Genomic DNA, 26,529 nt, shown 5'->3' with positions numbered 1-26,529 from the left:
AAATTGAACGATAAAAGTTATTTATTGTGAAAAAGATTTCCCAAACGAGCTAATACTTTTATACAGATCAACATGTTTTTTTGATTGTATATCTAAGGATAGTGTACCTCTTGCAAATTCAATTATTTTATCTTTATTAAAATCATTTCTATTTATCAAGAAAGCATTTACTGCTTTACAAAAATCATCAACCTCAAAACCAGACGATAAATAGCCATTAAAACCATTATTAATTAATTCTTCCATAAACCCTACAGGAGTGGAAATTACAGGAAGCCCACACATCAGAGCTTCTGCTGCACTAAGGCAGAACGATTCCTCATAACTAGAAGTAAGAAAGGCATCAGCAGCTGAATATGTAAATGCTAAAAAAGATTCTTGATTGATAGTGCCTGTATATCTTAAATAGGGTCTGGTAAGAGCGTTTACGGAACCAACAGCTAAAAGTGTAAACCTTTGGTCATTATAAAGCTTATCTAAAGTATTTATTAATAATTTGAATCCTTTAGCATTACGTTCTAAATTCGATGCTGCACAAATAAACAAAACTTCACTAGCCGAAATACCTAACACTTCACGAGCGTATAACTTGTCATAAGGCTTATATACATCTTCATTTATGCCGTGATGTATAACAATATTTTTTGTGTTTTCAGGAAACACATTGTTTTTAAGTTGCTTTTTTAACCACAAGGATGGTGACACTATTGTTACATTACTTTTCTTTAAACTATCTCTTTTTATTTTAATTAGCTCTTCTTCAATTTTGGATACATAAGGATCAACTGTTTTATCTTTATCGTATTTTAAATGGAACCCACCTTGATCAGGATTGAAATCATGAAAAGTCCATACTATAGGCTTATTATTTAATTCAAAGAAGGTTGGATAATCAATAAAATTAGCTATCCAATGAAGATGAATTATATCAGCATCTTGTACAAGTTCATGTAAATGAATTCTATAATCAGAAAAAGGAGAAGTAAACAGTTCTATTTCTTCTTTAACTTTACCTAATTTTTTAAATAGTTTCTCATTATAGTTATAACCTAAATCAATTCTATTCAATAACTTTACAAGTAAAGATGGGTATTTTTTTTCTATAGGGGAAGTTGCATAGACCTTTTCTACACTATAATTAGATTTTACTGAACATAGAAAATAAGAATCAATACCATGTCTCAGAAGAGAATCATGTAATCTTAATGCAGCATTACCTGCTCCTCCAGCATCCCATTTAGAAATATGTAAAATTTTCATCAATACTTTTTAATTACTCTTATTAAGGGTAAAACAGCTTTATTTTTGGCAATTTTCAGTCTTTTAACAATAGAAGAGTCAGAACCATACTTATAGAATCTTTTAAGGTAATTTTTTCCAACTTTGCTTTCTTTGGGTTCTATTCTTTCAACTAATATTTCATCAGCAACATCCACATGGTAAGTTAAACTATTATCGAAGTTACAATGAGTACCAGAGCCATCAAAACCTATTTGTTGAACTAGAGATTTCTTAGGATACAAGCATAAACCGTTTTTTAAGAAAATGGTTGAATACCATTTTACCGCCCATGTGTTTAAAGTTCCAGATATATTATCTTCTAGTTGTCGAAAAATGCGAACAGAGCCCTCTAGATCAAAAGCGGCAAAATCTTTTCTAACCTTTATATTCTCATAAAGCCACACCTCATCTAAAACAATTTGATCCCAAGCCCTTTTCCAAGTAGCCCATCCCCAGCAACTCATATATCTCAAGAAGAAAGTTTCAGGTAATTTATCTGCATTTGTAGTATGTGGCAAATAAGCAGAAATATGCATTACTTTAGAATCATAAGCATATAGTGTTAATGCCTTATTCATATATAATAAAAATCCTGGAGATGTGACGATGTCATCCTCTAAAACTATGGCTTTTCCAAATTGATCGATAACTTGCGTTACCCCCATTGTTATAGACTCAGCTAAGCCTAAATTTTTATCATTTTCTATAATGATAACATCTTTACACCATTTCCTTTCTCTGATAATTTGCCTAGTCTTATATATATCATTTATATTCTCTTGCGACGCACCAAATTTTGGCCCATCAGCAAATATATATAGCACCGACTCATCTGATAACTTATTCCTTGCTATGGCTTCTAGACACTTTAGTGTATGGGATGGCCTGTTATATACAAATAAGACTACAGGAGCATATTTCATTTTGCAAATGCTAGAGACTTTTCCCAAATATAAGGCATCAACGACTTCCATGCATCTTCACCATCAAATAGTGAAGCAGATTGGTTGTTGATTACGTTAATTAATTGATTTGCAACTTGTTTGTGATTAATAAATGATGCATTTTTGAAATCAGCACTTTCAATATGGTCAAGTATCCAAGGCTTCAATGGGCCTTTTACCCATTCAGTGAATGGTGAATTAAAGCCTATTTTCTTTTTTTGGTTTCTAATTTCGTCTGGAATAAAACCTTTCATGGCATCTCTGACAATTGCTTTAGTATAGCCATTTCTTGTTTTAGAATCTGAAGGAATTGAGAAAGCAAAAGAAATTAAGCGGTGATCTAAAAATGGCATTCGTATTTCAACACCATTTATCATTGAATATCGATCGTAATTCCTTAAAAGTGTTGGAAGAATTGTTATAAAAGAAGACTGATATAACCGTTGGTTTAGATGGTCAAGCAAATGAGTTTCACGCCGAAAACCATTGAGTTTAATTTCAGCAATTTTTCGTTTGGTTAAATTCTTAAACTCTAAATAAACTCTTCCTAGAGATATCTTCGTGTCATTACCTTGACAGTTAACTATAGTTTGCAGCGTTTCATGAATTTTGAAAGGGTTAGGATAGTCATCTATAACTTTAGGATATAAGTCAAAACTATAACCTCCAAATAATTCATCGCTACCATGTCCATCTAGTGTTACAGTAGTGCCATTCTCTTTGATCTTACCATATAGTTGTATAAATGGAATAGGTGAAGTTAGGTAAAACTCTTCAAATAAATAGGAGTAGTAAAATAATTTATCAATATCTTTTAGCGGATCTATATTTAAAAAGGTAGCATTTATATTAATATTATCGGCAACCTTTTTAGCTTCATTTGTTTCATCTAACAAAGACCCAGGAAATGAAGCAACATATGCATGCTGCCAATCTTTATTGTAGTCACCTTTCAGACTCCTGGAAATATGAGCCATGGTAGAAATAGTGGCACTAGAATCTATACCACCACTAAGGGCTGTTCCGATAGTCACATCGCTACGCATTCGAATTTTACATGCATCAATAAATAGTTCTCTGAACATTTCTACTTGTTCTTCATAACACTTAGGAACATCAATAAGATTTTCTAAGGGCTCCCAAAATTTAGTGATGCTCAATTTGCAATTTCGATAGTAGCCATACGAACCAGCAGGAAAGCGTTTGATACCTTCTATCAAACATTCTTCTGTAGATTCATAACAAAACATATTTACTTTTGCTCTTTCTACTAACCTACTATTGGGTTTTACTTCATCAAGTAGGCCATATAATGCTTTCATTTCTGAAGCAAAGGCAAATTTTATATTATCATTAATATAAAAGAGTGGTTTCTTACCCACTCGGTCTCTAGATATAAATAAAGAGTTATCTTGTTTATCAAAAATAACGAAGGCCCACATACCATTTAATTTTTTCAAACAGTCCGGTCCTTCTTCCGCATATAAAGCAAGTAATACTTCTGTATCAGATTCTGTTCTAAACTTAACACCTTTCTTCGCTAATTCACCCCTTAATTCGATGTAATTATAAATTTCACCATTAAAGGTTATTACATAGCGTTCGTGCCAAACCATAGGTTGTTTTCCATTGTCAGAAAGATCTAAAATAGAAAGACGTCGGTGGCCTAAGGTTGCTCTTAACGAATCATCTTCCCATATACCAAAGCCATCAGGTCCCCGGTGCTCAATTTTATCAAGCGATCTTTTGAAAACGTTACTATCTATTGAAGGCAAAACTCCAAGAATCCCACACATAATTTCAGATAAAAATTTAAGACTATTTTAAAACAGGTATACCCAGGATATCAAACAACTCTTTTTTCTCTATAGCTGAGCTATACTTCATTCTAATTTTACTTATACCGTTAACGCCTATTTTTTTTCTAAGCTCTTTGTCATAAAACAACTGCATAAATGCTTTTGCATGACTATCTATATCATTTGGTTTTACAAAAAGGCCATCTACACCATCTTCAATAATTTCAGCAGGACCACCTACCGGTGCAGTAATAATTGGTAACCCATAAGACATGGCTTCAATAAAAGTAACCCCAAAAGTATCATAACCATTAGAAATGATACCTATAGAGTTATGCATAGTGTAAATATCCGCGCTCCTGAAAAGATTTTCAGCGTGCTCTTTTGTGACAGCTCCTGTAAAAGTAATCCGTTTTGCATACTGAGAACGCTTTGCAATCATTTCACACATAAGTTTGAGCGGACCATCTCCTGCCATAACTAAAGAACCTTCAAACCCCATATCACAGGCTTTAATAAAAGACTCAAGCACTATATCGGGGCCTTTAAAGTCAACAAACCTTCCTAAATATAGTACCTTAAGTTCATTTTTAGAATAATCGCGATCTATTACAGGTATTTCAACGCCAAAAACCTTTTTGCTTATCTTACTTATTGGCACCCCAATTGAAACAAGACTCTCAACAGTATTAGTTGAATTGGCAATAAAGTATACATTGGGTTTTTTTACCATTTTTAAAATGTCCTGCACATAAGAATTTGCATGAAGTTTTACTCCTTCATTACTTTTATGATCCCATATAATATCATACCCATGGGCATATATAAAGATAGGAATGGTTAACTCATCTAGTACATTCCACAGATAATGTGCAGTTGTTGCATAGTGAACAATTAACTTTTCGGCACCAGATTTTAATATACTTTGCAGCAACTCATTACTTATTCTTTTTCCACTGTCCAGTTTTAATAATTTAAAGCGTATCAACTGACGCTCAATAAAAGTATTACGCCTGCCATTTAAGTTGAAAACAGGATACTTTTCGTTTACATTCTCATTATGCAAAAAAGCCGCCATTCCACAAATGTAGCTTTCAAGCATCTGATTCATTCTGTATAACCAGACTTCAGATTTTGCTGAGAAATTGGGTTGAATAACAAAAAGCTTCACAGAAATATAGTTAGATGCAGCCGTTTTAGCAGCTTGAAATTATCTTAATAATAAATACGGGAAAGCCGACAATGAAATGCTTTTGATAAGATTTTCTCAACTAAATTTCGAAATGCAAAGTCATAGTTCTTACTTAATTTATCATGAACATACTTAGGCTGGTAATACTTATTGTTTATTTGGTCTAACTCCGCATTGTGTTTTAATGCTAGAGATGGATTATTAGAGATGCCATCTGCAAAGAAAACAGTAACTATGATATTAATGTATTGAAATTTTACTTTCTCTTTAACAAGTGCTCTTACATTCCATTCATAATCTGCTGCGATAGGAAAATTCAAGTCAAAAACACCGATTAAACTAAATAAGGTTTTCTTGTAGAATGTGGCAGGGTGTGGAAAGTTATTGTTTTTTAAATCCCAAGTAAAGTTACAACAGCTATGGTCTGATAATACAATATCTTTGCTTCTTGGGTCATTCCAAACAATTCTGCCAAAAAACAAATCTGCATTTTTCAAATTCATTTTAGAAACGGTAAATTCTAAAACATCTTGAGATACAAAATAATCTCCAGCATTGAGAAAAACAATCAAGTCTCCAGTTGCGATGTTGATGCCTTTGTTCATTGCATCAAATAAACCTGTATCAGTTTCGCTTATAAATTGATTTATTTCCTTACCATATGCTTTAATAACTTCTTGTGTATGGTCACTAGAGGCACCATCTACAATAATGTACTCTAATACAGGATAAGTTTGTTCTAATACACTTTCAATAGTCTTCTTCAATAAATTTGCTGCATTATAGCAAACCGTAATAACAGAGATTTTAGGTACACTTGTATACATTTGTACTATTAAGAATTCAATAACATATTCAGAGTAGATAGTAATAAATCTATTTTTACCATTTTAACCTGTAACGAATAGTAAGTTCTACCCTTTTAACAAAACGAGTATTTTGATATTTTTGAGTAAATTTTAACCACAATAGTATAAGTTTATCTAAAATAGATCGAGGGTCTTTGGGAGTGGTAGTATTTAACTTTTTAGCAATTTTCTTCCAATTTATATTCCATATGTCTATCTTCTTAAATTTATCTTCACCATAAAAACTCAAGAATTTTAAGACCTCAACATCAAACCAAAATAAATTACCAGAAGGCCGCTTTAGTAAAAAGACACCTACCTTTTCATACTCATTGAAAAATGAATTCTTCAACAAAACCCTTTCATTCTTAGTAATTGTGTACATATGATGATACATTCTATAAATATCTATAGCATGTTTATCTGGATAATTAATTATTTCAAGACACTGGTAATATCTATGTTTACTTTTCATCCTGTTCCAGAACACATATTGAAAATGTAGAACATGTATGGTTGATAATTTATTTACTGTTGACTCATTAGTAATAGGCAATCTCTGACTATGTAAAAATTTACCTTTATGAGATTTGCAATCATCCATCAGCACGAAGGGTAATGCTTCAGTAGAATGCCAACCATACTTAAGATTTGGAGAAACATTTAACCATTTTAAATAAAAAGCATCACCAGGGTTTGAATTAATAATTTGTTGCCACTCTGGTAGACTTCTAAAATTACTTGTAAAGAATTCATCAGCATCTAAAGCAACAAGTAATCTTTGACCGCTTATTTTTCTTGCTTCATTCAATAATAAATTTTGCCGTTCAAGTTCATCGTAATTATCATTATTATTTTCAATAAAGATAACTTTAGGATATTTCAATGCAATCTCTCTAGATCCATCTGTAGAATTTTGATCTGCGATAATAATATGATCTGCCCATATGCTAGTGCATTTAAGAAAACTATCTAAAATCCAAGCTTCATTTTTTACTGGTGTAAGACAGATAACTTTACATTTAGGATTCATCCTTCACCTTTTTTGCAATCCACAGAGAGTCATATAAGTTTACAAACTCATATAAGTTACTTTTTAAAACTTTATTCTGAATTACCCACGTTGGGCCTAAATCTGCACGATCTGGATAATAATCGTGAAATGCTAAATATCCACCTTTTTTAAGTTTAGGAGCATAATTTTCAAAATCATAATTACACCCTTGTATACTATGATCACCATCAATAAATAAAAAATCTATTTTATCTAAATAATTTACATACTCAAAAGAGTAACCTTTTAGTATAGAAATTTTATCTAAAACCTTTAATAGTTTCATTTTAGTTATAAACTCTTCCAACAGTGGTACATGACCCTTTTTACTAGCGTACTCTATTATACTTTCTTCTTCTCCTTCTGCATTGAAAGGATCAATAGCATATATAGTACCTGTTTTCAAACCCATAGCCAAACAAAAAGTAGATTTACCTTTCCAGCTACCTATTTCAACTATTGTAGAATTGCTTGAGAGCTTTGAGGAGATATTATACAATCCATAGGCTTCTCTTTCGCTCAACCATCCTTGAATCGCTTTATAACTTGCGATTTTATTTAAAATAGAATTATATCTGAATTTATAAACTAAATAATATAATTTCCTTAGCATATTTTTTCTTTCAATATTGATTGAAAATATAGTTTAAAATTTTGTATGGTGTGGGTGCTGCCTGCATATTCGAATGCACTTTTAGACATCTCTTTTAATTTTGAGTTATCAATACTACTTGCATAATAAATTATTTTTTGAATATTATCAACAGTGCATTCATCAATCAAGATTCCAAAATCTTTAATGTCAATACTTGTTTGATAAGTTACAACAGGAATTAATCCTCCTTTGAGACAAGTTATGATACTGCCACCGCCACCCTCAGAAGCTGATGCATAAATAATGAAGAGGTGATTTTTAAGCAAATTAATAAACTCCAAAGAGGAGACGTCGATCCAACCTACTGTATTGATATTAGGAAGTTCAAACAGTTCGTGATAATAGGCCTTCACAAATTCTGGTTCACTTTCTAAAGGAAAACATACAGTAAGATTAAAATCAGGCATCAAAGCAAAAGCATCTAATACTAAATCTAATCCCTTTAAGACTGCGCCAGTATTTCCGAACCATAAATAACTTCTTTTACATTCATCATATTCTCTACTAATGTTTGCTGCAATTTCAAAGTTTGTAGTAATTGGAATATAATATATTTCTTTTCCAGCATAAGAATATGTTTCGCTTGTAAATTGAGAAGCTAAACAAGTTGCAAAATCACAATATTGTATAGAATTTGAAGGCAAATAATGTCTTATTGGTTTTAAACTAATACCTTTTCTTATTTGCAATTCTAATAAGCGCCTATACTCAGCAGTATTCTGGTATAGCAAATGAGCATGAGTTATGTGAAGTAATTTTATACAGTGTGTATCAAAATAAGCATGAAGCCTTTCAAGTGTGCTGTGGTTGTCAATAACAATATCATATTTTTTAGTTGGCCTAAAAGAATTGTTAGTCCCATCAATAATATCAACATTAAAAGAAAAACCATGTAAAATTTCTGCTATTACATAGCACTCCTGTTGATTCGAATGCCTGGAAGAAATAGGTCCTATAAAAGGATTAATAACATATGAAATTAAGGCATTTTTACTAAAATTTGTTTTAAAATAATTGCAAACAACAACCTCAGATATAGTAGGTGAAAGCGTTTCTTCAACTATAAAGCCCAACCTTTTAGCTCTCTTCTTTATTAATTTGCTTTCATTATCATTTATAAATCTAACAAATTTATCTCGTAACCTCTTAATAATCATTTCTTATGAATAATTAATACTCTTTTGTGATGTGAATTTATTACGAAATAGTCATTTATTAAATGCCTATTCCTTCCTATAAAGTACATCACAAAATCATCCCATACTGCTTTATCATGAACTGAACTATTCCTATGGATTTTATTGATAGAATATGAAATATTGTATTTAATAAACATTTCATTTAACCTATCAATTAAAATTTGTTTTCTTCCTTTGGGGAGTTCTGGAGAAATCTTTAGTTCAAGATATCCATATTCACCTGAATTCATCTTATAAAAACTTTCTAGAAAGATATTGAACTGAAAAGTAGGATTGGGAAAAAGTTCTAGCTTTTTTAATGATGTATGGGTATTAATTTTATTGAGTAAAGTTCTGTCAGTAGTTTTTACAAGTAGACCAAAGCTATTAAGATTACTAGAGCACTTTCTTTTACAAGAGTACAATCGGCTTACCATTTCCAGATACCATGATGTTGGAGCCTTGGGTGCCTGAACTGGATGCCATTGATGTAAAACGGGAAAATCTTCTATAGATGCTTTCTTCCATTCGCATCCTAGGTCAACCAACCTTCCGTAGAGATCATCATCCTCACCACCCCAATGCATATAGAATTCATCGAATCCAGAAATTGCGAGTAGATGCGATCTAGATACAGCGCATAAACCTACATAATTTATTTCTGAACCTAATATTACTTCTTTTGATATTGAATTTGGGGCCGAGTTCTCAGGGAGGTAATAACAACTAAAAGTATAAAAGCAATCATCAAAAGAAAGTTTTAGAAGTTTAGAAATAAATTCTTGAGGAAAGATAAGATCTATATCGGCAATCAAAATTACTTTTCCTCTGGCTTGTTTCAAACCTGTGTTTAAAGCATGAGCGCGGTTCCAATACCATCCACGAGTATCTGAGTAAATGTAATTAATAAAAGAGTACGATTGGGTAAGAATCTTGATTTCATGTGCGATATCCTTATTACTTCCGTAATCAATAAAGATTACTTCAAAGTTTATAATTAATTGATTAGCTATGGATTCAAGACAATTCTTTACTCTCTCTATTTCGCGGTTTCTATAACCTATTATAATAGATAAGATTGGTAAACTATTCAAAATCAAGATTTAAACTTATTAATTACTGATTTTTTAAATGCAGAAAGTCCTAAATGTACACCTTGCCTTCCATTTTTTACATTATCTAATTCTATTTCTAATTCAACTATTTTTTTTTCTAGGTCAGCTATTCTTCGTATTTTCTGATTAAAATGCTCTTTATGAATAATATCAATTTTAGTTTCTGCAATCGCCCACTTCTCATATTTTTTGCTGGAAAAAACTAGGATATTTTGCTTGTACCACCATTCAATATTTTCATTATCCCAAATTACTGGCCTCAAAACATCATAACATTGGTATCCTTTGGTTTTAAAAAGATGAACCCAAAACGAATTCCACTGCTCATTGATATGATTTTGCCCCCATTGATTTGGTATAGCAGCTGAGAAAATAACAGTGTCGGAATGCTTGCAAATTGAGGTAACAAAAGAATCAGCACTAGTCAAAGGTAAATGTTCAGCAACTTCTAGTGATATCACTAAATCAAACTTTCTTTTTAAATCAAAGGCTTTAGTTAAATCATGTACAGCAAATTCAGAGTCATCTATGAATTGATACAGTAAATTCTTATCCACATAATATCCATCAATACCGATAATATCGGCTACACCATTTTCCTTAAAAACAGAAAGCCAAGTACCAATACCACATCCTACATCAAGAACACTTTGTGGAGAAAATTCCTTTATTAATAATGGTACTACCTCTAAAGCAGCAGAAGTATTATGCACATCAGTTTTATGTATATACATATATTATAACTATTTGCTAGTGATTTTTACTTGCTCAGTATAAAAGCAATTATATTCTTTAATTAATAAAGTCCCTGACAAAAAAACATCAGTCATTTGTAAGTCAAAATAGAAAGCATCATATATGATATCATAATCTGATATCCCATCTCCCAAATATAAATCTACAGTATATCTACCTTCTCCATAGAGTGGAAATTTCAGGAATTCAACCAAAAAAGTACCTTCAGTAGTAGGAATATTAAATAGTTTTACGCCCAAATGTTTATTATTTATTGCTAAAACTACTCTTTGGTCGGGATCTCTAATTGCAAGTCCCAAAACATAGTTCGACTTTAATTTACTTTCTTCAAAATCAATTTCAATTGAAAATTTTGCACCAGAATATACAGTAGTAGATAAAAGCCCATTACAAAAGGTTCGTACATACTTTAGCCCGTGATTGTTTGAATATACTTTTGATGCATTAGTTAATAAATTAAATTCTCCAACAGATTCTAAATTAGCTTTTGATTCTGAATTGTTCTTATCTAAATATTGTCTTATTATTTGTTGTGTATTTCCATCTGCTTGAATAAATCCATTCTGCATCAAAATAGAACGTTTACAAAGAGCTTGCACGGTTGTTAGATTGTGACTTACAAATAAAACTGTTCTGCCCATTCTTTCACTTACATCCCTCATTTTACCAATGCATTTTGCTTGAAAGTCTGCATCACCAACAGCTAAAACTTCATCAACAATAAGAATGTCAGGCTCCAAATGTGCTGCTACTGCAAAAGCTAATCGAACATACATTCCTGATGAGTATCGCTTAACAGGAGTATCTATGTAACGTTCAACACCTGAAAAATCAACAATTTCATCGAACTTTTTATTAATTTCAAATTTATTCATCCCAAGGATTGCACCATTAAGATAAATATTATCTCTGCCGCTTAGTTCAGGATGAAAACCTGTACCCACTTCTAATAAACTAGCTAATCGGCCCCTTATTTTTATTTTACCAGTTGTAGGAGTCGTAGTGCGACTTAGAATCTTAAGTAGAGTGGATTTACCTGCCCCGTTACGACCTATAATACCTAATGCTTCGCCTTCATAAACTTTAAAATCTATATCTTTTAAAGCCCAAACATATTCACTATTCCCTTTTACCAATCGATTATTTTCCTCACCAATCAACATGTAAGGGTCTTCCATACCTCTTAATCGATGCCACCATCTGTTCAAATCATGTTTAATACTACCAGTGCCAACTTCACCTAAGCGATACTGTTTGGATACGTTTTCAATTTCAATTACTGTATCTGCCATTTATCATATATGTAATATTGGTAACATAAATAATTGATGTATAAAAATCTTTAATTATTAAAGTTACGATTCCTAAACTGTATCCATAAATGATTTCTCTACTTTAGTAAAAGCCAAGAGACCTATAAATAAAACTACACTCATAAAGAGGCAACTATATAATATGGAATAATTTGAAATAGTCCCTTGGCTAAAAAGGGCAAACCTAAAAGCTTCAATAATTGGAGTTAATGGGTTCCATATGATAAACCATCTATAACTTTTCTCTCCTATGAAAGATAGAGGATAGACAACAGGTGTAGCATACATTAACAATTGAACAGCAAAGCCTATTAAAACTGTAAAGTCTCTATACTTAGTTGTCAAAGACGAAATAACAATACCAGTGCCTAAGCCTAAACCTGCAAGTATAATTAAAAGCAATGGTAACAAGAAAATGCCCCAACCAATATTGATTGTCATACCTTCTTCTATAACAAAATATAAATATACTGCTACTAACATTAAAAGCTGTATACTAAATTTAACTAAATTAGAAAGTACAGAGGAAAGTGGGAGGATAATTCTCGGAAAATATACCTTACCAAATATACCTGCATTAGCTACAAATGTATTGGAAGTTGAATTAAGGCAGTTTGAAAAGTAATTCCATATTGTAAGGCCACTAAGATAGAATAATACAGGTGGAATCCCATCGGTAGGGATATCTGCGATATTACTGAAAACAACAACGAATACAATTGTTGTGAAAATTGGCTGAATAAAGTGCCACAAAGGGCCTAATATAGTTTGTTTGTATTGAGCTTTAAAGTCTCGTTTTACAAATAAGATTAATAAGTCGGAATAATTTAAAGCCTCTTTTAGTTTTAGTTCAAATAAACGGCTTTTAGGCTCAATAACTAAGTCCCATTTATCTTCATCACTCAATTGAATGCTCATAACACTATTTGCTAGTAAACAAAAAAATAAGGCAAAACTAGTGAATTAAAAATTGCACAAGCTTTGCCTTATAAAGATACAAGTCTTTAAGAAAAGACTCCCATAATTTATTTTTTTTAATTTTTATTCATGATAATTTAATACTCTATGCCCACCTTCCATCAGGTAGGTATCACGCTTAAATAACTCCAGATCCGATTGCATCATATCTTTCACCAGCGCTGCAAGATCATACTTCGGTTTCCAGCCTAGTTTAGTATTAGACTTAGTAGGATCACCAATCAGCAACTCAACCTCAGTAGGTCTGAAATAGTTAGGATCTACACAAACCACTTCTTTTCCTATCTCTATCTGATACTCAGGGTTATTGCAAGCTGCTACATACCCTTTTTCCTCTACACCCTCGCCTTTGAACTCGATGTCAACGCCAACTTCTGCAAAAGACATTTTAACGAAATCGCGCACAGTAGTGGTAACACCAGTAGCGATTACGAAGTCTTCCGGTTTATCCTGCTGCAGGATCAGCCACATGGCCTCTACGTAGTCTTTGGCATGGCCCCAGTCGCGTTTGGCATCCAGGTTACCCAAGTAAAGTTTGTCCTGTAACCCCATTGCAATACGGGCTGCGGCACGAGTAATTTTACGGGTAACAAAAGTTTCGCCTCGCAGCGGGGACTCGTGGTTGAACAGAATACCGTTGCAGGCAAACATGTTATAAGCTTCGCGGTAGTTCACCGTGATCCAGTAGGCATACAGTTTAGCCACGGCATAAGGCGAGCGCGGGTAGAATGGTGTGGATTCTGATTGCGGCACAGCCTGTACTAAACCATAAAGCTCAGAAGTAGATGCCTGGTAGATCTTGGTTTTCTCGGTCAGCCCAAGTATGCGCACCGCCTCCAGTATACGAAGCGTACCTAAACCGTCGGCATTGGCCGTATACTCCGGCGTATCGAAGCTTACCTTCACGTGGCTCATAGCAGCCAGGTTATAGATCTCGTCCGGCTGCGTTTCCTGGATAATCCGGATCAGGTTAGTGGAGTCAGTCAGGTCGCCGTAGTGCAGTTTAAAGTTAATGTTCTTCTCGTGCGGGTCCTGGTACAGGTGATCGATACGCTCGGTATTGAACAAAGAGCTTCTGCGCTTCACACCGTGTACTTTATATCCCTTGCTTAAAAGTAGTTCTGCTAAATAAGCTCCATCTTGTCCGGTTACACCGGTTATAAGGGCTGTTTTCATGGTAATTCTGTTAATAGTAAAATTTATATATACAGAGGCTTATACTTAAAAAAAATGGATAAGTTTCTGTAAGTTATTGATTTTTATTTACACACCCCTAGAGCTACGCTCGCTAGCTCAAAACTTTCTTTATGGCTAGTCTGCAAGAGGGGAATTCATCTACTGTCATTACTTCTGCTATTTCGGATTTGCAATCCGAAAGTATGTTATTATCAGGATCTGTGATCCGATTTTCTACTTTGCCAACAGATGCGCTATAGCAGAACACCGGGTTGAAAATCCTGGTAGTATGTACTTCTGGATTACAAATCCAGAAGAGCAACTAGTGTAATGTTCTTTCAAGCACCAGCGAAAAATCTGAAACCATTTTGCGGTTAGCACTTCATATTTCACACTCTGTTCGAGATGACAACTTCTCTTTATCATTTCGAACCATAGCAAGTAATGACAAAAGAGCGCATATTATTTAACTCCCCCCTGTTATGGGGGTTAGTGCCCTCTTTAAATGGGGAGGGCTGGGGAGGGGTACTTCTCCCTGAAATCAGCATAAGCCAGGGCAATACCTTCCCGCAGTTCTACTTTATGCCTGAAGCCAGTGCTATGCAGCTTACTCACATCCATTAGTTTACGTGGTGTTCCATCAGGTTTAGTTGTATCAAATGTGATCTCTCCTTCAAAGCCAATCACCTCTTTCACAAGCATGGCCAATTCTTTGATCGAGATATCTTCGCCGGTGCCAATGTTAACCAGTTCCCTCTCGTTGTAATGTTCCATCAGATATACGCAGGCTTCTGCCAGATCGTCGGCAAACAGAAATTCACGTTTCGGGCTGCCGGTGCCCCATACTACAACTTCTTTAGCATTGCTTTCCTTGGCCTCATGAAATTTACGGATCAGGGCAGGAAGCACATGCGAGTTGTTCAGGTCGTAATTATCGTTAAAGCCATACAAATTCGTAGGCATCACACTGATAAAATTACAGCCATACTGGTCACGGTAAGCTTCGCAAAGCTTGATGCCAGCGATCTTTGCAATGGCATAAGGCTCGTTGGTCTGCTCCAGTGGTCCTGTTAGCAGGTACTCTTCCTTTAAAGGCTGCGGTGCCAATTTAGGATAGATGCATGACGAGCCCAGGAACATAAGCTTGGTAACCTGTTGCAGGTAAGCAGCATGTATGATATTGGCTTCAATCATCAGGTTATCATACAGGAATTCGGCACGGTAAATATTATTGGCCTGTATCCCTCCTACCTTAGCCGCCGCCAGGAAAACGTAATCCGGCTTTTCAACTGCAAAGAATTCATTAACCGCCTGCTGGTTCCGGAGGTCCAGTTCGGAAGATGTTCGGGTGATGATATTGCTATAGCCGTTGCTTCTAAGTTTGCGAACAATGGCAGAACCTACCATCCCTCTATGCCCGGCTACATATATCTTAGCGTTTAATTCCATAGTTAGTATATGTACTCTATTGTGTTTAATTCTTTTAAAGTTAACTCAAGTTGCGATTAACACACCCCTGCCCCTCTCTTTAAAGACGGCCCCTACCCCCAGAGGGGAATCATTTCCCTTCAGTAATCTACACCCCCTCCTGTTTTTAGGAGGGGGCAGGGGGAGGTATCACACCCGCGTCAGTTTCTTCCACCAGGGTCTCTCCTGGTTATCTTCTGCATAATAACCGTAGCCATAGCCGTATCCATAGCCGTAGCCGTAGCCGTAATTGAGCTTCTTGAAGTCCACGTCGTTGAACAAAATGGCGGTGTTCTTTATTTTGCCGGCTTCATACTGCTGCTGTATACTTGTAACGAAGCTTTTTAACGTGTAGTCCTGGCGAATCATGAAGATATTGGCATCAGCCAGTTGCATCAACTCAAGGCCATCGGATAAGATACCAACCGGTGGCGTGTCTAAAATAATATAGTCGTATCTGCGCTTTAGCTCCTCTATCAGGAAACTCATGCGTTTATTTAAGAGCAACTCGGATGGATTTGGCGGTATATCTCCGGATGGCAGAATATCCAGGCCTTCCTGTATGGTTGTATGGATGACCTCTTCCAGGCCAGCGTATCCGGCCAGGTAGTTACTTAAACCAATACCGCTGCTTACGCCAAAATCGGTGTTGTTGTTCGGCTTACGCATATCGGCATTGATCAGGATGGTGCGTTCACCGGAAATGGCGAAGATATAAGCCAGGTTTTTGGCAGAAAATGTTTTGCCCTCTCCGCTGATGGAGGAGGTAATCACAAAGATCTTACCCTGTTCTGTTTCATTGTTCGTCATGAAGCGCAGGTTGGAACGGACTGTTCTGAATGCTTCAGACAAAGCGGATTTAGGGCTTTGATCGATCAGGTTCTTGTTTTCTTTTTTATTGTGTCCCACCATACCAAGTATGGGCAGCGTGGTAAGCTTTTGGACGTCTTCTGATGTGCTTATTTTATTATTGAGCAGATCCTTTAAAAAGATCAGGCCTATTGGCAGTGCCAGGCCCAATAACAGGGCTACCATGTAGTTTTTGGTTTTGGTAGGCGTAATTGGCGCCGATACCCAGGCATCACTCAGAATGGTAACGTCGGAGGTATTCGCAGATTTGGTAATGCCTACCTCTGCCCTTTTTTCCATCAGGAACACATACAGGTTTTCGCTGAGGTTATATAGCCTCTGTATATTGATCAACTGGCGCTCGGCAGTCGGTAATTGCTTTAAAGAGGCCGTGGCAGTAGCTACTCTCCTGTTAAGATCACGAAGTGCAATGGCATTGGCGTTTTCGATACTGGACAGATTCTCCAGCAAAACAGCTTTCAGTTCGTTCAGCTGCTGCCTTTTTACTTTCAATTCGTCGGCCACCAATGGATTGGCAGCTTTTGAGTTTTCCTTTATGACAGATATTTCAGCCTGCAACTCAATGATCTTACTGATTGCGCCATTCAGGACCGGATCAGAGATACCAAGATTAGACGGTGCAATAACGGCCTCATCTTCACGCCCTTTCCTGAAATAGTCGCGAAGGTACTGGTAATACTTCTCGTTGATCAGTAAAACGGCCTTCTCTTTCTCAAATGCCTGGATCTCAGAGGCCAGTTTTCCTCCCTCGCTACTCAGGTCCAGGGCGGCATTGCGCTGTTTAAAGGCCTCGAGCCTTGATTCAATAAAGTATAGCGAATCACTGATCTGCTGCAACTGATCATCAATAAAGTTCAGGGTATTAACGGCATTGGTGTTCTTAACAGCAAGGTTGTTCTGACGGTAGGTTTCCATGTGTGCGTTCAGAAAATCTACGTCTTTGGCCGGCGTGGTGCCCGTTAGTTTAAGTGTAAGCGCGGAAGTACCGGGTGCATAAGGCGATACGTCGAGTGCGCCGGCATAATAGCCTGCCAGCGCCTCAATATCATTGATCGTAAACAGCAGCTGGTTGGGCATCTGCATGATACCCTCAGAAAGTACATTTAAAGTAAAACTGAATCCGTTTACTGTTTGCTTTTTGCCAGCTCTGAAAACCTTATCTTTAACACTATTATTCCAGTCGATATTTTCGGTTATCAACTTAAAGGAATTTGGATCAATAAAGTCGACCCGGAACATAACACCATAAGGTATTAAAGCTGATGAGGTATCGGGTAAAACCTGGATCGGAGACAACGTATTGTATACTTCGGTAAGCTTTACATTTCCCTCTTGGTAATAGGAAACCTCAAAGTCCAGCTTTTGCAGTGTTTGAAGGGCCAGGTCGGCCGTTTTAAGCACCAGTGTCTCGTTAGACAAGCTTTTGGAACCCCTAAACAGATCTTCACCATAAATGATAGCCGCTGCTGAGGCCCCCTCTTTTACCGGTTCCGTGATCATGACCGAAGACCTTACCTCGTACAGCGGAATGGTATACCTGTTTACCAGGAAGGCGATGATAAGCGCTATAATGACAGAGGCAAGTATAAAGTACCAGTAGGACAAAACCTTGCCCACCAGCTTCATCACATCTATGCCATTGTCTTGTATGTTCTTCTTCTCCAAAATCCTAAAGATTTAAATCAACACAGATGCAGCTTTTATAATAAATATCGATCAACAAGGAGTAGCAAGGTCGTAAAAACGGATAGAGTTAGTCCGACATTGGCTACCACGTTCTCCCTGAAATACTTTGCCGGCAGTGGGTCCAGCACGATCGTATCGTTGGGCTTTAAATAAAAGTTAGACATGGCCAGCACATTATCATCCAGTAAACTGAACTTATAAAGCTTTGCCTGGCCATTCTCGTAGCGGATTAGTTTTATACTTCCCCTGTTTGAGTATGGGGTAAAACCTCCGGCATTGGCAATTGCCTCCAGCAGGTTTATATTATCCTGGTACGTCGTGTACTGTCCCTGTCCGCCGGTTTCCCCGATAATGGTATAACGGAACGTGAGTAGGCGCAGGTTTACAGTTGGTTCTTTCAGGTAAGGCTGCAGTGCATCTGTTAACTTTATACGCGCATCCGGCATACTTAAACCACTTAGCTTTACTTTACCAACTACTGGCAATACCATGTTTCCTTCCGCATCCAGGGTATACCCTTCCAACACAGGATCGCCGCCAGCACTTACTACACCTGTACTCAGAAAATTGTACTCGCTGGGCGTAGTACTCTGCACTTTCAGCGAAAGCACATCCCCCGGTTGCAATGTATAAACCGGCTGTTTCAGATCATAGGTTTTGAGTAAAACGTCGGCATTGACCTGGTTCTTTACTTCGGGGTTTTCCTGCAAAAGTATAACCTTCTTCTGCGGCACACAGGAAGCGAGGCAGGCCAGAGTAATTAAAGTATAAAATGCGATAAGGGATTTGCGCATTTGGGTATCTGTTCAGTTTAAATAGTTCTCGTAGCTTTTTTGGCGTCTGCCCGATTTACAAAGTACAAATTAGGCATTTTATTGTGTAATTTAATAGCAAGCTACGTTAAATCGGAAATAATTTGCATTAAAAATTAAACGTTATTCCGTTCGAGATAGCATAAACGAACTTCGTAACGGGCACAATCGGCTCATCCTCAAACACACAGTTAAAGTTTGTCCGGAAAGAGAATTTGCTGTTGACTTTGAAATTTAGCGATACATCCCCGCTTACCCGATTCCGGAAATCATCAATTGTATCGTCGTAGCCAACCTGGTAGTAAACGATGCCATCTGTGCTTACATGCTCGCTTAGTTTTGCCTTGGCGCTAAAATAATTGGTTGCTTTCAGGAGGTCCGACACTACCAGCCGCTGGTCCTGCTCCGGATTCTCCCACTCCTCGTGTTCGTGCATAAGTCCGGTGCCAAAGTATAAAGTAACATCCTGGCCACGAAGTATGGCCAGCCGCAGGCCTCCCCCCAGCAGGCTTCTAAACTCAAGGCCGCGGGCTTTGTCGGCCTGGGCTTGGGCAAAAAGCTCATAGGAAAGTTTACGGGCGCGGAAAAAGTTTGCGCGAAGGTGTGAGTATCCGGTGCTGGCCACGGTATTGCGCTGTTCACGCGAGTCGTAGTTTACCAGTAGGTAGTTGTAGTAATTCAAAAGCAGGTAACTGTGTTTGCCCGAGATGTACGCCAGATCGCCGTTAAAAGTTAGCTGCAGGTAGTTGTTCGGGTTGTTTTTGCCGGCATTCCGGTTAAACATCGAAAAGTTAAGCCCTGCCTTACCTGTAAAGTAATTGCTGGTGTCACGGCTGATCCGGGCACGTTCGATGTTGAGGATCTGGGCACATGACTCCTGCCCTGCCAAAAGGAGCACAATCGTTAAAATAAGGCATGAAAAGTATGATTTGAAGGTTGGCATTACTAAAGCTAAAGACAAACAATGGCTGTCCGGGCATGTTGATTATTTATAGACCTGGTTCGCGTATAAAGACGTAACACCCGACAATTCTTAAATAGCAAATCTACAATACTATGGCAAGAAGTTCAATAAAGATTATACAAGTGCTGCGAGAAACTGCCAGTCGTATAAAAAACGGGGCACCTTACCAGTGGGGCCACATGGGTAGTTGTAACTGCGGACATCTGGCACAAACCATAACCCGCCATAACAAGGCAGATATACACAAAGCGGCCATGCTGCGCTACGGAGACTGGTCTGAGCAGCTGCGCGATTATTGCCCGCAAAGCGGTTTACCCCTCGATGAAGTGATTGATAAAATGCTCGAAACCGGCTTTACCCGCGAAGACCTGGAAAACCTGGAGCGCCTGAAATCCAGGGAAGTGCTGGATGCCCTACCACCTTCCAGGAGATACATAAAACATAACGTGCGTGACGATGTGGTGCTGTACCTCCGAACCTGGGCCGATCTGCTGGAAAAACAATTGCTGGAGGAAGTAACGCTGCCTGAGTTGGAAGAGGCGGTTGCAAGCAACAAGAAATCATTGCTTGATGCTTAAAAAATAAATGCGGAGTTTTGGGCTATACAAAAGAAAGCCTAATGCATACCAACGATTCCATCATCAGTAAAACGGAAGCCTATGTGAAAGAACGCATGTCTGGTGAAGGCTCCGGGCATGACTGGTGGCATGTGTACCGCGTCTGGAAAAATGCCCAAAGTATAGCCCGCTCAGAAACTGCCGCCAACCTGTTTGTAGTTGAACTGGCGGCTTTGCTGCATGACCTCGGCGACCATAAATTCCATAACGGTGACGAAACAGTAGGGCCACGCATGGCAAGGGAGTGGCTGGAAGCACATCACGTATCAGAAGCTGATATACAGCATGTTTGCACCATTATCCGTGACCTTTCCTTTAAGGGAGCCGGCACATCTTCGGAGATGCAAAGTATCGAAGGCCAAATTGTGCAGGATGCCGACAGACTGGATGCCATAGGCGCCATCGGCATTGCCAGAACATTTGCCTACGGTGGCCATAAAAATCGCGAACTATATAACCCTGAGATCAAGCCAGAGATGCACAGTAATTTTGAGGCCTACAAGTCCAGCACCACCCCTACCATAAATCATTTCTATGAAAAGCTTTTATTACTAAAGGAACGCATGCATACCCCTACTGCACGCCAGATGGCAGAGCAGCGACACCAGTACATGGTGGAGTTCCTGGATCAGTTTTACAAGGAGTGGGAAGCGGTTTGATTGTTGATTGTTGTCAGTTTGTAGAGACGCAATACTTTGCGTCTTGTTTGCTATGCTATTATAAGTCTGACTTGCGAGAGAATAAGTATAAGTGGAATTATCCGAATTTGCTGGCGCGAGCTTGTAGCTCGAGTCATCGTTTCTACATAGCTTTACTTTGAAACTATAAGATTATATAGTTACCTCAAGTTGCGATATATGATAAACCAGGCAGGTGCAAACACACCCCTGAGAGCTACGCTCGCTAGCTCAAAACTCACGTTTTGGCTAGTCTGCAAGAGCAGAATTTCATCCACGAGCTAAAATCTCCTCCTCGGAGCAGGGTCGTTTCATTTTACATTTTGCTGGCGCGGATCTGTGATCCGTGACTTGCTATACAATTGGATTTGCAATCCAATTGGGCCAGCCTGCCCCGGGCGCGGTCACGGGGAGGCCCAGCTAGAACTGATCAAGAGTCTCAGATCCCAGACTTGTTTCGGGCTCATAGACTCGCGCCATAAGTATAGAGTTTAATTAGAATGAAATGCCCCTCCCTCAAGTGGAAAATTTCATTAGAACATAGCCTCTCTGCATTTGTACAGCAAATGATTAACACACCCCTACCCCTCTCAAGAGGGGAATTATAAACGCATCGCAGTAGTGTTCGATCAATTATTTACATTTTCTCAGCAACAGTAACATAAGCAAACAATGTGCTTATCTCATTATATTAAGTATAGAGTGTAGTATAAAAACTCTAATTTAGTGCTGAGTTTATTCCTTCAAAAGCTTAGGTCATTGCCCAAAGAAGAATCAGCTCCGGAACAAACACTTTACGAATACTAAAGTAAACAGTCAACAAATAGCAACCAGCATTTAACCCATGGAGATACCATTACTCTCGGATGTAGTCATTATACTTGGCCTCTCGGTGATCGTGATCCTTTTCTTCCAAAGGCTGAAGCTACCTACCATTCTGGGTTTTCTGGCTACCGGGGTAATTGCTGGTCCGCATGGTTTAAGCCTGATTCACGAAACACATGAAATAGAGATACTGGCCGAGATAGGCGTTATACTTTTGCTCTTTATCATCGGTATGGAGTTTTCGCTGCGCAACCTGGCCATGATCAAGCGCACCGTGCTGGTAGGTGGCACCACGCAGGTACTGGCTACTATTGTTTTGGTGGCGGGTATCATGCTGCTCCTTAAATTCAGTACCGGTGAGGCGATCTTCATGGGTTTCCTGATCTCCCTGAGCAGTACAGCCATCGTACTGAAGCTACTCCAGGACAAAGGTGAGATCAACAGTCCGCAGGGCAGAGTGGTGCTCGGCATTCTGATCTTCCAGGACATTATTGTAGTTCCTATGATGCTGCTTACCCCCCTGATGGCTGGAGGCACGCAAAACATAGCCTGGGAGTTAACCCTAATGGTATTGAAGGGCATTCTGGTGATCATATTTGTACTGGTAAGTGCGCGGTATTTGGTGCCTAAGCTGCTTTACCTGGTTGCACGCACCAAAAGCAAGGAGCTTTTTATACTTAGCATCGTGGTTATCTGCTTTGCCGTTGCATGGCTTACTTCCAGCCTGGGACTTTCGCTTGCGCTGGGGGCTTTTATGGCGGGCCTGATCATCTCAGAGTCAGAGTACAGCCACCAGGCTACGGGCAACATACTACCTTTCAGGGAGATATTCACGAGCTTTTTCTTTGTTTCCATTGGCATGCTCCTGGACTTTGCCTTTATGGTGCAGCACTTACTGGTTGTACTTGGCTTTACCATTGCCACGTTTATACTTAAGGCTTTTGTGGCAACCGTGGCCGCCCGCATGCTGCAGTACCCCAGCAGGATATCCATACTCGTAGGTCTGTCCTTGTTTCAGGTAGGTGAGTTTGCCTTTATACTTTCCAATACGGGCATCACCAACGGGGTACTGTCGCAGGAAACCTACCAGTATTTTCTTTCGGTTTCGCTGCTCACGATGGCTGTCTCACCGTTTATAATCGGATCATACCAACGAATCAGCGCATCCATCAGCTCACTTTTAGGTAACACACAAGAGCCTATACCTTTCGAACACCAGGAGCCCAATGAGCACCACGATCTCCCCGACCTGAACGACCACATCGTTATCATAGGCTTTGGGATCAACGGACGTAATGTAGCAAAGGCGGCGAAACACGCCAATATCCCTTATGTCATCATAGAGTTAAATGCGGTTACCGTGCGCCACGAACGACACCAGGGTGAGCCGATCATTTACGGCGATGCCGTGCACAACATCATACTTTCGCATGTAAACATCCATAAGGCACGTGTGGTCGTGATCGCCATCTCGGACCCGGAAGCAACTAAGCGCATCATATCCAGCATTCGCCTCATCAGCGACAAAGTGCACATTATCGTAAGAACCCGCTTTGTGCAGGAAATGGAGGAAAATTACCGTATCGGGGCAGACGAGGTTATACCTGAAGAGTTTGAAACTTCCATTGAGATCTTTACCCGCGTCCTTTCCAAATACCTGCTTCCCCGCGACCAGATAGAAGCATTCACACATATGATCAGGGCGGACAATTACGAGATGCTGCGTAGCCTGACTGGTCGTACTACCGCCATGACCAGCCTGGAACTTGACCTGCAGGACATTGAGGTGGCCAGTCTGCGGGTATATACCAACGATCCGGAAATAGTTGATAAACCTTTACTGGAGGCAAACATACGCAACAACTTTAGTATCACTATTGTAGCCATTAAGCGCGAAAACAAAACGATACTGGACGTAAATGCCACCACCAGCCTTAAGACCGGCGACATTGTGTATGTTGTAGGCAAACCCGATGATGTGATGCGCTTTAACAACTACCTGAAGGCAGATTAAAACGCCAAGACTGTTTCACGATTTGTTATTATAAAATCTTACGCCCTCGCTCGCCTCTGGCGAGTGTGCGTTTTCTTGTGACGTCCCGCCAATAAAGCCTGAACAGTAGCGTAAAATGGCCAGTGGCCAATATGTATTGCACACTCGCCAGAGGCGAGCAAGGGCAAGCCGAATTCATCAATAATGAATTTCCCATACGCTAAAAAATGGGGCAGTTATTCTGCATCAAGGCTTATCCAGAATAGTAATGTACAAGCAAAGGTGCATTACTTTCACTATATAAGATTACCCAAGGAGCCTGTTTAGAGATTATTAAAATCCATACTGCCTGCCCTTACTGCGTGTTCTCACCAGCAAGTATAATAACCAGAGACTTAAATTGTTGGTGAAAAACACCAACTATGGCGGGTTCGATTTCCTTTAGCCAAAACCCTAAACAGCTTCAAGGATGAATAAGAGTGCTTAAAAGCTAAGCTTTAAAAAGTTTTATAGCTTGTTGAGTATCTCGCTTACCTCCTGCTCTACTTTACCGGAGCCAGGCGTAAAGTCATCGAAGGCACCTTCTGTCCAGCCACGCCACACTAATTGGTTTGTTTTTGGGTTTACCATGTCGATGATAAGCGTCCCGGACTTGAACAGATCCACGGCTCTGTAGCCTGGCATACCGGCGTTGCCGTAGTTATAGCGGTACCCGTTCATGTATCCATAGCTATAGCCAAAGCCAGGCGCAAAATTATCCGGATTGTCTTTTTCTACCGGCACCGACACACTAACATCGTAAGCCAAAAGCACATCGGCATTCTCATCTACCTTTCTGTAGCCCTTTTTCTGTAACTGCGCTTCAATGGCCTTGGTGATCTGCTCATGCAATACGGGTTTATAGCCCTTATCGAAAGATGCCGCCGCCGGAGGTATGGGCTGATACCAGCTATAAGTACGGTACAGTTTAGTGTTGGCCCCCGGTGCCGTGATGGAAGAGGTATTTTTTATACCTGAGGTAACTACACAGGCAGGCAACAAAAGTATAAAAAGCGAAAACAGCAGGAGGTTTTTGAAATGGCAGGTATTCATAGTTATGGTTTTGTCATTAAAAGCTAAACGGTAATGGGCAAATGTAAAATCAATTCCTGTAGCATAAAAGCTGCAGCCGGTTTTAACGCCATATATCCTATAGTAGTAATGCCCCTAAACATACTCGATATAACAGAACAAAGATGCCAGGCACTGAAAAAAGCAGGAAATAACAACTCTGTGTGCATTATTACGTGTATGTGAGAAATAATAGATAATCTAAGTATTGAATATATGAGAGACATATCTGCACATGTACCGGCCCCACCGCCAAAGTGGGTTGAGAACTTTGCCCGGGTTGGCTTATCGGCCAAAGGGGTAGTATATTGCCTGGTGGGCATATTAGCCTTTATGGCTGCTTTCGAGCTAGGAAGACAATCATCGCAAAGCGCAGGCAAGCAAGGTGTATTCCAGTTTATCGAAAACCAGCCGTTTGGCAAGTGGCTGCTGGCCATTGTGGCCCTTGGCCTTGCCTGTTATACTATCTGGCGTTTTATTCAGGGTATAAAAGATACCGAAAACAAAGGCAACGATGCCAAGGGCATAGCAGTACGGGCACGCTACATTTTCAGTGGATTTGTATATGGTGGCCTTACGTACCTGGCCGCAAATATGGTGCTCGGCAACAGCAGTGGCAGCAGCTCCGGTGGCGGCGATACAAGGGAAACCATTGCCAGCCAACTCTTACAACAGCCCTTTGGCCAATGGTTACTGGGCATTGTTGCCCTTGCCGTAATTGGTACTGGTATTTATCAGATCTACTATGGCCTGTCGGATAAGTATAAAAAGCATGTACAAGGGGCCGGCCTGAAACATGAGGTGGAAGAGAAAATGATACGCATGGGTAAGATCGGCTACGTGGCGCGTGGTGTTGTCTGGATCCTGATCGGCTACATGTTCCTGCGTGCGGCCCTGCAGTCCGACCCGCAGGAGGCCGGCGGAAGCGCTGATGCGTTCCGCTTCCTGGAAAGCTCCTCATACGGCTCGTACATGCTGGGTGCAGTCGCCATCGGGCTGATATTTTATGGAATTTACATGTTCATGAGAGCCAAGTATCAGCCCATAACAACCAACTATTAAATATCTCAAGTTGCGCTTCATGATAAACCAGGCAGGTGTAAACCCAATGCCGTCAACTTAAGGAAAATGCTCTTTCGGACTTCTTTGTCCGGAAGTAAAACTGCCAGGGGACATCCTTGTCCCCGTATTCCGCAACGCGGACAAGGATGTCCGCAGT

At 39.0% G+C, this 26,529-nt stretch carries 22 protein-coding genes; 4 read left to right on the top strand and 18 right to left on the bottom strand.

All coding sequences use genetic code 11. From position 1 onward, the window contains the following. Window positions 1–21 precede the first annotated feature (21 nt). From AC4BAP_RS08995 to AC4BAP_RS08915, 17 genes are all read right to left on the bottom strand, one after another. Entirely contained in the window at window positions 22–1,260 is a 1,239-nt protein-coding gene (locus AC4BAP_RS08995) for a glycosyltransferase (protein ID WP_490582301.1), read from the bottom strand. Beyond that, a complete protein-coding gene (locus AC4BAP_RS08990) occupies window positions 1,260–2,255 on the bottom strand; it encodes a glycosyltransferase family 2 protein (RefSeq protein ID WP_490582300.1) in 996 nt (331 codons plus the stop codon). Before AC4BAP_RS08990 ends, AC4BAP_RS08995 begins: the two co-directional genes overlap by 1 nt. Then, window positions 2,201–4,021 carry an asparagine synthase (glutamine-hydrolyzing) gene (gene asnB / locus AC4BAP_RS08985; RefSeq protein WP_490582299.1) on the bottom strand — a complete coding sequence of 607 codons (1,821 nt, stop codon included), beginning with the start codon at window positions 4,019–4,021 and terminating at the stop codon, window positions 2,201–2,203. The genes AC4BAP_RS08990 and asnB overlap by 55 nt, the downstream gene beginning before the upstream one ends. Window positions 4,022–4,043: 22 nt before the next feature. Continuing rightward, a complete protein-coding gene (locus AC4BAP_RS08980; RefSeq protein WP_490582298.1) occupies window positions 4,044–5,195 on the bottom strand; it encodes a glycosyltransferase family 4 protein in 1,152 nt (383 codons plus the stop codon). A gap of 44 nt (window positions 5,196–5,239) precedes the next feature. Beyond that, window positions 5,240–6,043, bottom strand: a complete 804-nt coding sequence (locus AC4BAP_RS08975) for a glycosyltransferase family 2 protein (RefSeq protein WP_490582297.1) — start codon at window positions 6,041–6,043, stop codon at window positions 5,240–5,242. Window positions 6,044–6,098: 55 nt separating this feature from the next. Further along, window positions 6,099–7,097, bottom strand: a complete 999-nt coding sequence (locus AC4BAP_RS08970) for a glycosyltransferase family 2 protein (RefSeq protein ID WP_490582296.1) — start codon at window positions 7,095–7,097, stop codon at window positions 6,099–6,101. After that, entirely contained in the window at window positions 7,087–7,731 is a 645-nt protein-coding gene (locus AC4BAP_RS08965) for a class I SAM-dependent methyltransferase (protein ID WP_490582295.1), read from the bottom strand. Before AC4BAP_RS08965 ends, AC4BAP_RS08970 begins: the two co-directional genes overlap by 11 nt. Beyond that, on the bottom strand, window positions 7,725–8,930 hold the full coding sequence (locus tag AC4BAP_RS08960; protein ID WP_490582294.1) for a glycosyltransferase family protein: 1,206 nt from the start codon (window positions 8,928–8,930) through the stop codon (window positions 7,725–7,727). Before AC4BAP_RS08960 ends, AC4BAP_RS08965 begins: the two co-directional genes overlap by 7 nt. Next, complete coding sequence (locus AC4BAP_RS08955; protein WP_490582293.1) at window positions 8,927–10,045, bottom strand: glycosyltransferase family 2 protein; 1,119 nt, start codon at window positions 10,043–10,045, stop codon at window positions 8,927–8,929. Before AC4BAP_RS08955 ends, AC4BAP_RS08960 begins: the two co-directional genes overlap by 4 nt. 2 nt (window positions 10,046–10,047) lie before the next feature. After that, window positions 10,048–10,800, bottom strand: coding sequence for a methyltransferase domain-containing protein (locus AC4BAP_RS08950; protein ID WP_490582292.1), 753 nt, complete (start codon window positions 10,798–10,800; stop codon window positions 10,048–10,050). Window positions 10,801–10,809: 9 nt separating this feature from the next. Beyond that, on the bottom strand, window positions 10,810–12,114 hold the full coding sequence (locus AC4BAP_RS08945; protein ID WP_490582291.1) for an ABC transporter ATP-binding protein: 1,305 nt from the start codon (window positions 12,112–12,114) through the stop codon (window positions 10,810–10,812). A gap of 72 nt (window positions 12,115–12,186) precedes the next feature. Beyond that, window positions 12,187–13,053, bottom strand: a complete 867-nt coding sequence (locus AC4BAP_RS08940) for an ABC transporter permease (RefSeq protein ID WP_490582290.1) — start codon at window positions 13,051–13,053, stop codon at window positions 12,187–12,189. Window positions 13,054–13,176: 123 nt separating this feature from the next. Next, window positions 13,177–14,289, bottom strand: coding sequence for a GDP-mannose 4,6-dehydratase (gene gmd / locus AC4BAP_RS08935; RefSeq protein ID WP_490582289.1), 1,113 nt, complete (start codon window positions 14,287–14,289; stop codon window positions 13,177–13,179). 501 nt (window positions 14,290–14,790) lie between these two features. Next, window positions 14,791–15,738 (bottom strand): GDP-L-fucose synthase, encoded by a 948-nt coding sequence (gene fcl / locus AC4BAP_RS08930; protein ID WP_490582288.1) that lies wholly within the window; start codon window positions 15,736–15,738, stop codon window positions 14,791–14,793. Window positions 15,739–15,906: 168 nt separating this feature from the next. Continuing rightward, window positions 15,907–18,291, bottom strand: a complete 2,385-nt coding sequence (locus AC4BAP_RS08925) for a GumC family protein (protein WP_490582287.1) — start codon at window positions 18,289–18,291, stop codon at window positions 15,907–15,909. A gap of 35 nt (window positions 18,292–18,326) precedes the next feature. Continuing rightward, entirely contained in the window at window positions 18,327–19,106 is a 780-nt protein-coding gene (locus AC4BAP_RS08920) for a polysaccharide biosynthesis/export family protein (RefSeq protein ID WP_490582286.1), read from the bottom strand. Window positions 19,107–19,233: 127 nt separating this feature from the next. Continuing rightward, window positions 19,234–20,067, bottom strand: coding sequence for a DUF481 domain-containing protein (locus AC4BAP_RS08915; RefSeq protein ID WP_490582285.1), 834 nt, complete (start codon window positions 20,065–20,067; stop codon window positions 19,234–19,236). A gap of 113 nt (window positions 20,068–20,180) precedes the next feature. Between AC4BAP_RS08915 and AC4BAP_RS08910 the strand changes: the two genes are divergently transcribed. The 3 genes from AC4BAP_RS08910 to AC4BAP_RS08900 all read left to right on the top strand — a co-directional run bounded on the left by AC4BAP_RS08910 (window position 20,181) and on the right by AC4BAP_RS08900 (window position 24,221). After that, a complete protein-coding gene (locus AC4BAP_RS08910) occupies window positions 20,181–20,666 on the top strand; it encodes a hypothetical protein (RefSeq protein ID WP_490582284.1) in 486 nt (161 codons plus the stop codon). Between the two features lie 41 nt (window positions 20,667–20,707). Continuing rightward, window positions 20,708–21,364: an HD domain-containing protein gene (locus AC4BAP_RS08905; RefSeq protein ID WP_490582283.1), complete on the top strand. Its 657-nt coding sequence runs from the start codon at window positions 20,708–20,710 to the stop codon at window positions 21,362–21,364. 862 nt (window positions 21,365–22,226) lie between these two features. Then, a complete protein-coding gene (locus AC4BAP_RS08900; protein ID WP_490582282.1) occupies window positions 22,227–24,221 on the top strand; it encodes a monovalent cation:proton antiporter family protein in 1,995 nt (664 codons plus the stop codon). A 486-nt stretch (window positions 24,222–24,707) separates the two neighbouring features. On the opposite strand, the gene AC4BAP_RS08895 is transcribed toward AC4BAP_RS08900, so the two are convergent. Further along, complete coding sequence (locus tag AC4BAP_RS08895; RefSeq protein WP_490582281.1) at window positions 24,708–25,292, bottom strand: DUF4136 domain-containing protein; 585 nt, start codon at window positions 25,290–25,292, stop codon at window positions 24,708–24,710. Window positions 25,293–25,526: 234 nt separating this feature from the next. Here AC4BAP_RS08895 and AC4BAP_RS08890 point away from each other — a divergent pair, with 234 nt between their 5' ends. Then, window positions 25,527–26,372 (top strand): DUF1206 domain-containing protein, encoded by an 846-nt coding sequence (locus AC4BAP_RS08890; protein ID WP_490582280.1) that lies wholly within the window; start codon window positions 25,527–25,529, stop codon window positions 26,370–26,372. Window positions 26,373–26,529 lie beyond the last annotated feature (157 nt).

This window comes from Pontibacter sp. GD7, assembly GCF_058216375.1.
Note: the sequence above shows the minus strand (reverse complement) of the source record. Positions and strands in the feature narration are given on the sequence as shown.

Excerpts from the sequence above, each read along its gene's own strand:
- AC4BAP_RS08995 (WP_490582301.1), bottom strand. The coding sequence starts at position 1,260 with ATGAAAATTTTACATATTTCTAAATGGGATGCTGGAGGAGCAGGTAAT.
- AC4BAP_RS08990 (WP_490582300.1), bottom strand. The coding sequence starts at position 2,255 with ATGGAAGTCGTTGATGCCTTATATTTGGGAAAAGTCTCTAGCATTTGC.
- asnB (WP_490582299.1), bottom strand. The coding sequence starts at position 4,021 with ATGTGTGGGATTCTTGGAGTTTTGCCTTCAATAGATAGTAACGTTTTC.
- AC4BAP_RS08975 (WP_490582297.1), bottom strand. The coding sequence starts at position 6,043 with ATGTATACAAGTGTACCTAAAATCTCTGTTATTACGGTTTGCTATAAT.
- AC4BAP_RS08970 (WP_490582296.1), bottom strand. The coding sequence starts at position 7,097 with ATGAATCCTAAATGTAAAGTTATCTGTCTTACACCAGTAAAAAATGAA.
- AC4BAP_RS08965 (WP_490582295.1), bottom strand. The coding sequence starts at position 7,731 with ATGCTAAGGAAATTATATTATTTAGTTTATAAATTCAGATATAATTCT.
- AC4BAP_RS08960 (WP_490582294.1), bottom strand. The coding sequence starts at position 8,930 with ATGATTATTAAGAGGTTACGAGATAAATTTGTTAGATTTATAAATGAT.
- AC4BAP_RS08950 (WP_490582292.1), bottom strand. The coding sequence starts at position 10,800 with ATGTATATACATAAAACTGATGTGCATAATACTTCTGCTGCTTTAGAG.
- AC4BAP_RS08945 (WP_490582291.1), bottom strand. The coding sequence starts at position 12,114 with ATGGCAGATACAGTAATTGAAATTGAAAACGTATCCAAACAGTATCGC.
- AC4BAP_RS08940 (WP_490582290.1), bottom strand. The coding sequence starts at position 13,053 with ATGAGCATTCAATTGAGTGATGAAGATAAATGGGACTTAGTTATTGAG.
- gmd (WP_490582289.1), bottom strand. The coding sequence starts at position 14,289 with ATGAAAACAGCCCTTATAACCGGTGTAACCGGACAAGATGGAGCTTAT.
- fcl (WP_490582288.1), bottom strand. The coding sequence starts at position 15,738 with ATGGAATTAAACGCTAAGATATATGTAGCCGGGCATAGAGGGATGGTA.
- AC4BAP_RS08920 (WP_490582286.1), bottom strand. The coding sequence starts at position 19,106 with ATGCGCAAATCCCTTATCGCATTTTATACTTTAATTACTCTGGCCTGC.
- AC4BAP_RS08915 (WP_490582285.1), bottom strand. The coding sequence starts at position 20,067 with ATGCCAACCTTCAAATCATACTTTTCATGCCTTATTTTAACGATTGTG.
- AC4BAP_RS08910 (WP_490582284.1), top strand. The coding sequence starts at position 20,181 with ATGGCAAGAAGTTCAATAAAGATTATACAAGTGCTGCGAGAAACTGCC.
- AC4BAP_RS08905 (WP_490582283.1), top strand. The coding sequence starts at position 20,708 with ATGCATACCAACGATTCCATCATCAGTAAAACGGAAGCCTATGTGAAA.
- AC4BAP_RS08900 (WP_490582282.1), top strand. The coding sequence starts at position 22,227 with ATGGAGATACCATTACTCTCGGATGTAGTCATTATACTTGGCCTCTCG.
- AC4BAP_RS08895 (WP_490582281.1), bottom strand. The coding sequence starts at position 25,292 with ATGAATACCTGCCATTTCAAAAACCTCCTGCTGTTTTCGCTTTTTATA.
- AC4BAP_RS08890 (WP_490582280.1), top strand. The coding sequence starts at position 25,527 with ATGAGAGACATATCTGCACATGTACCGGCCCCACCGCCAAAGTGGGTT.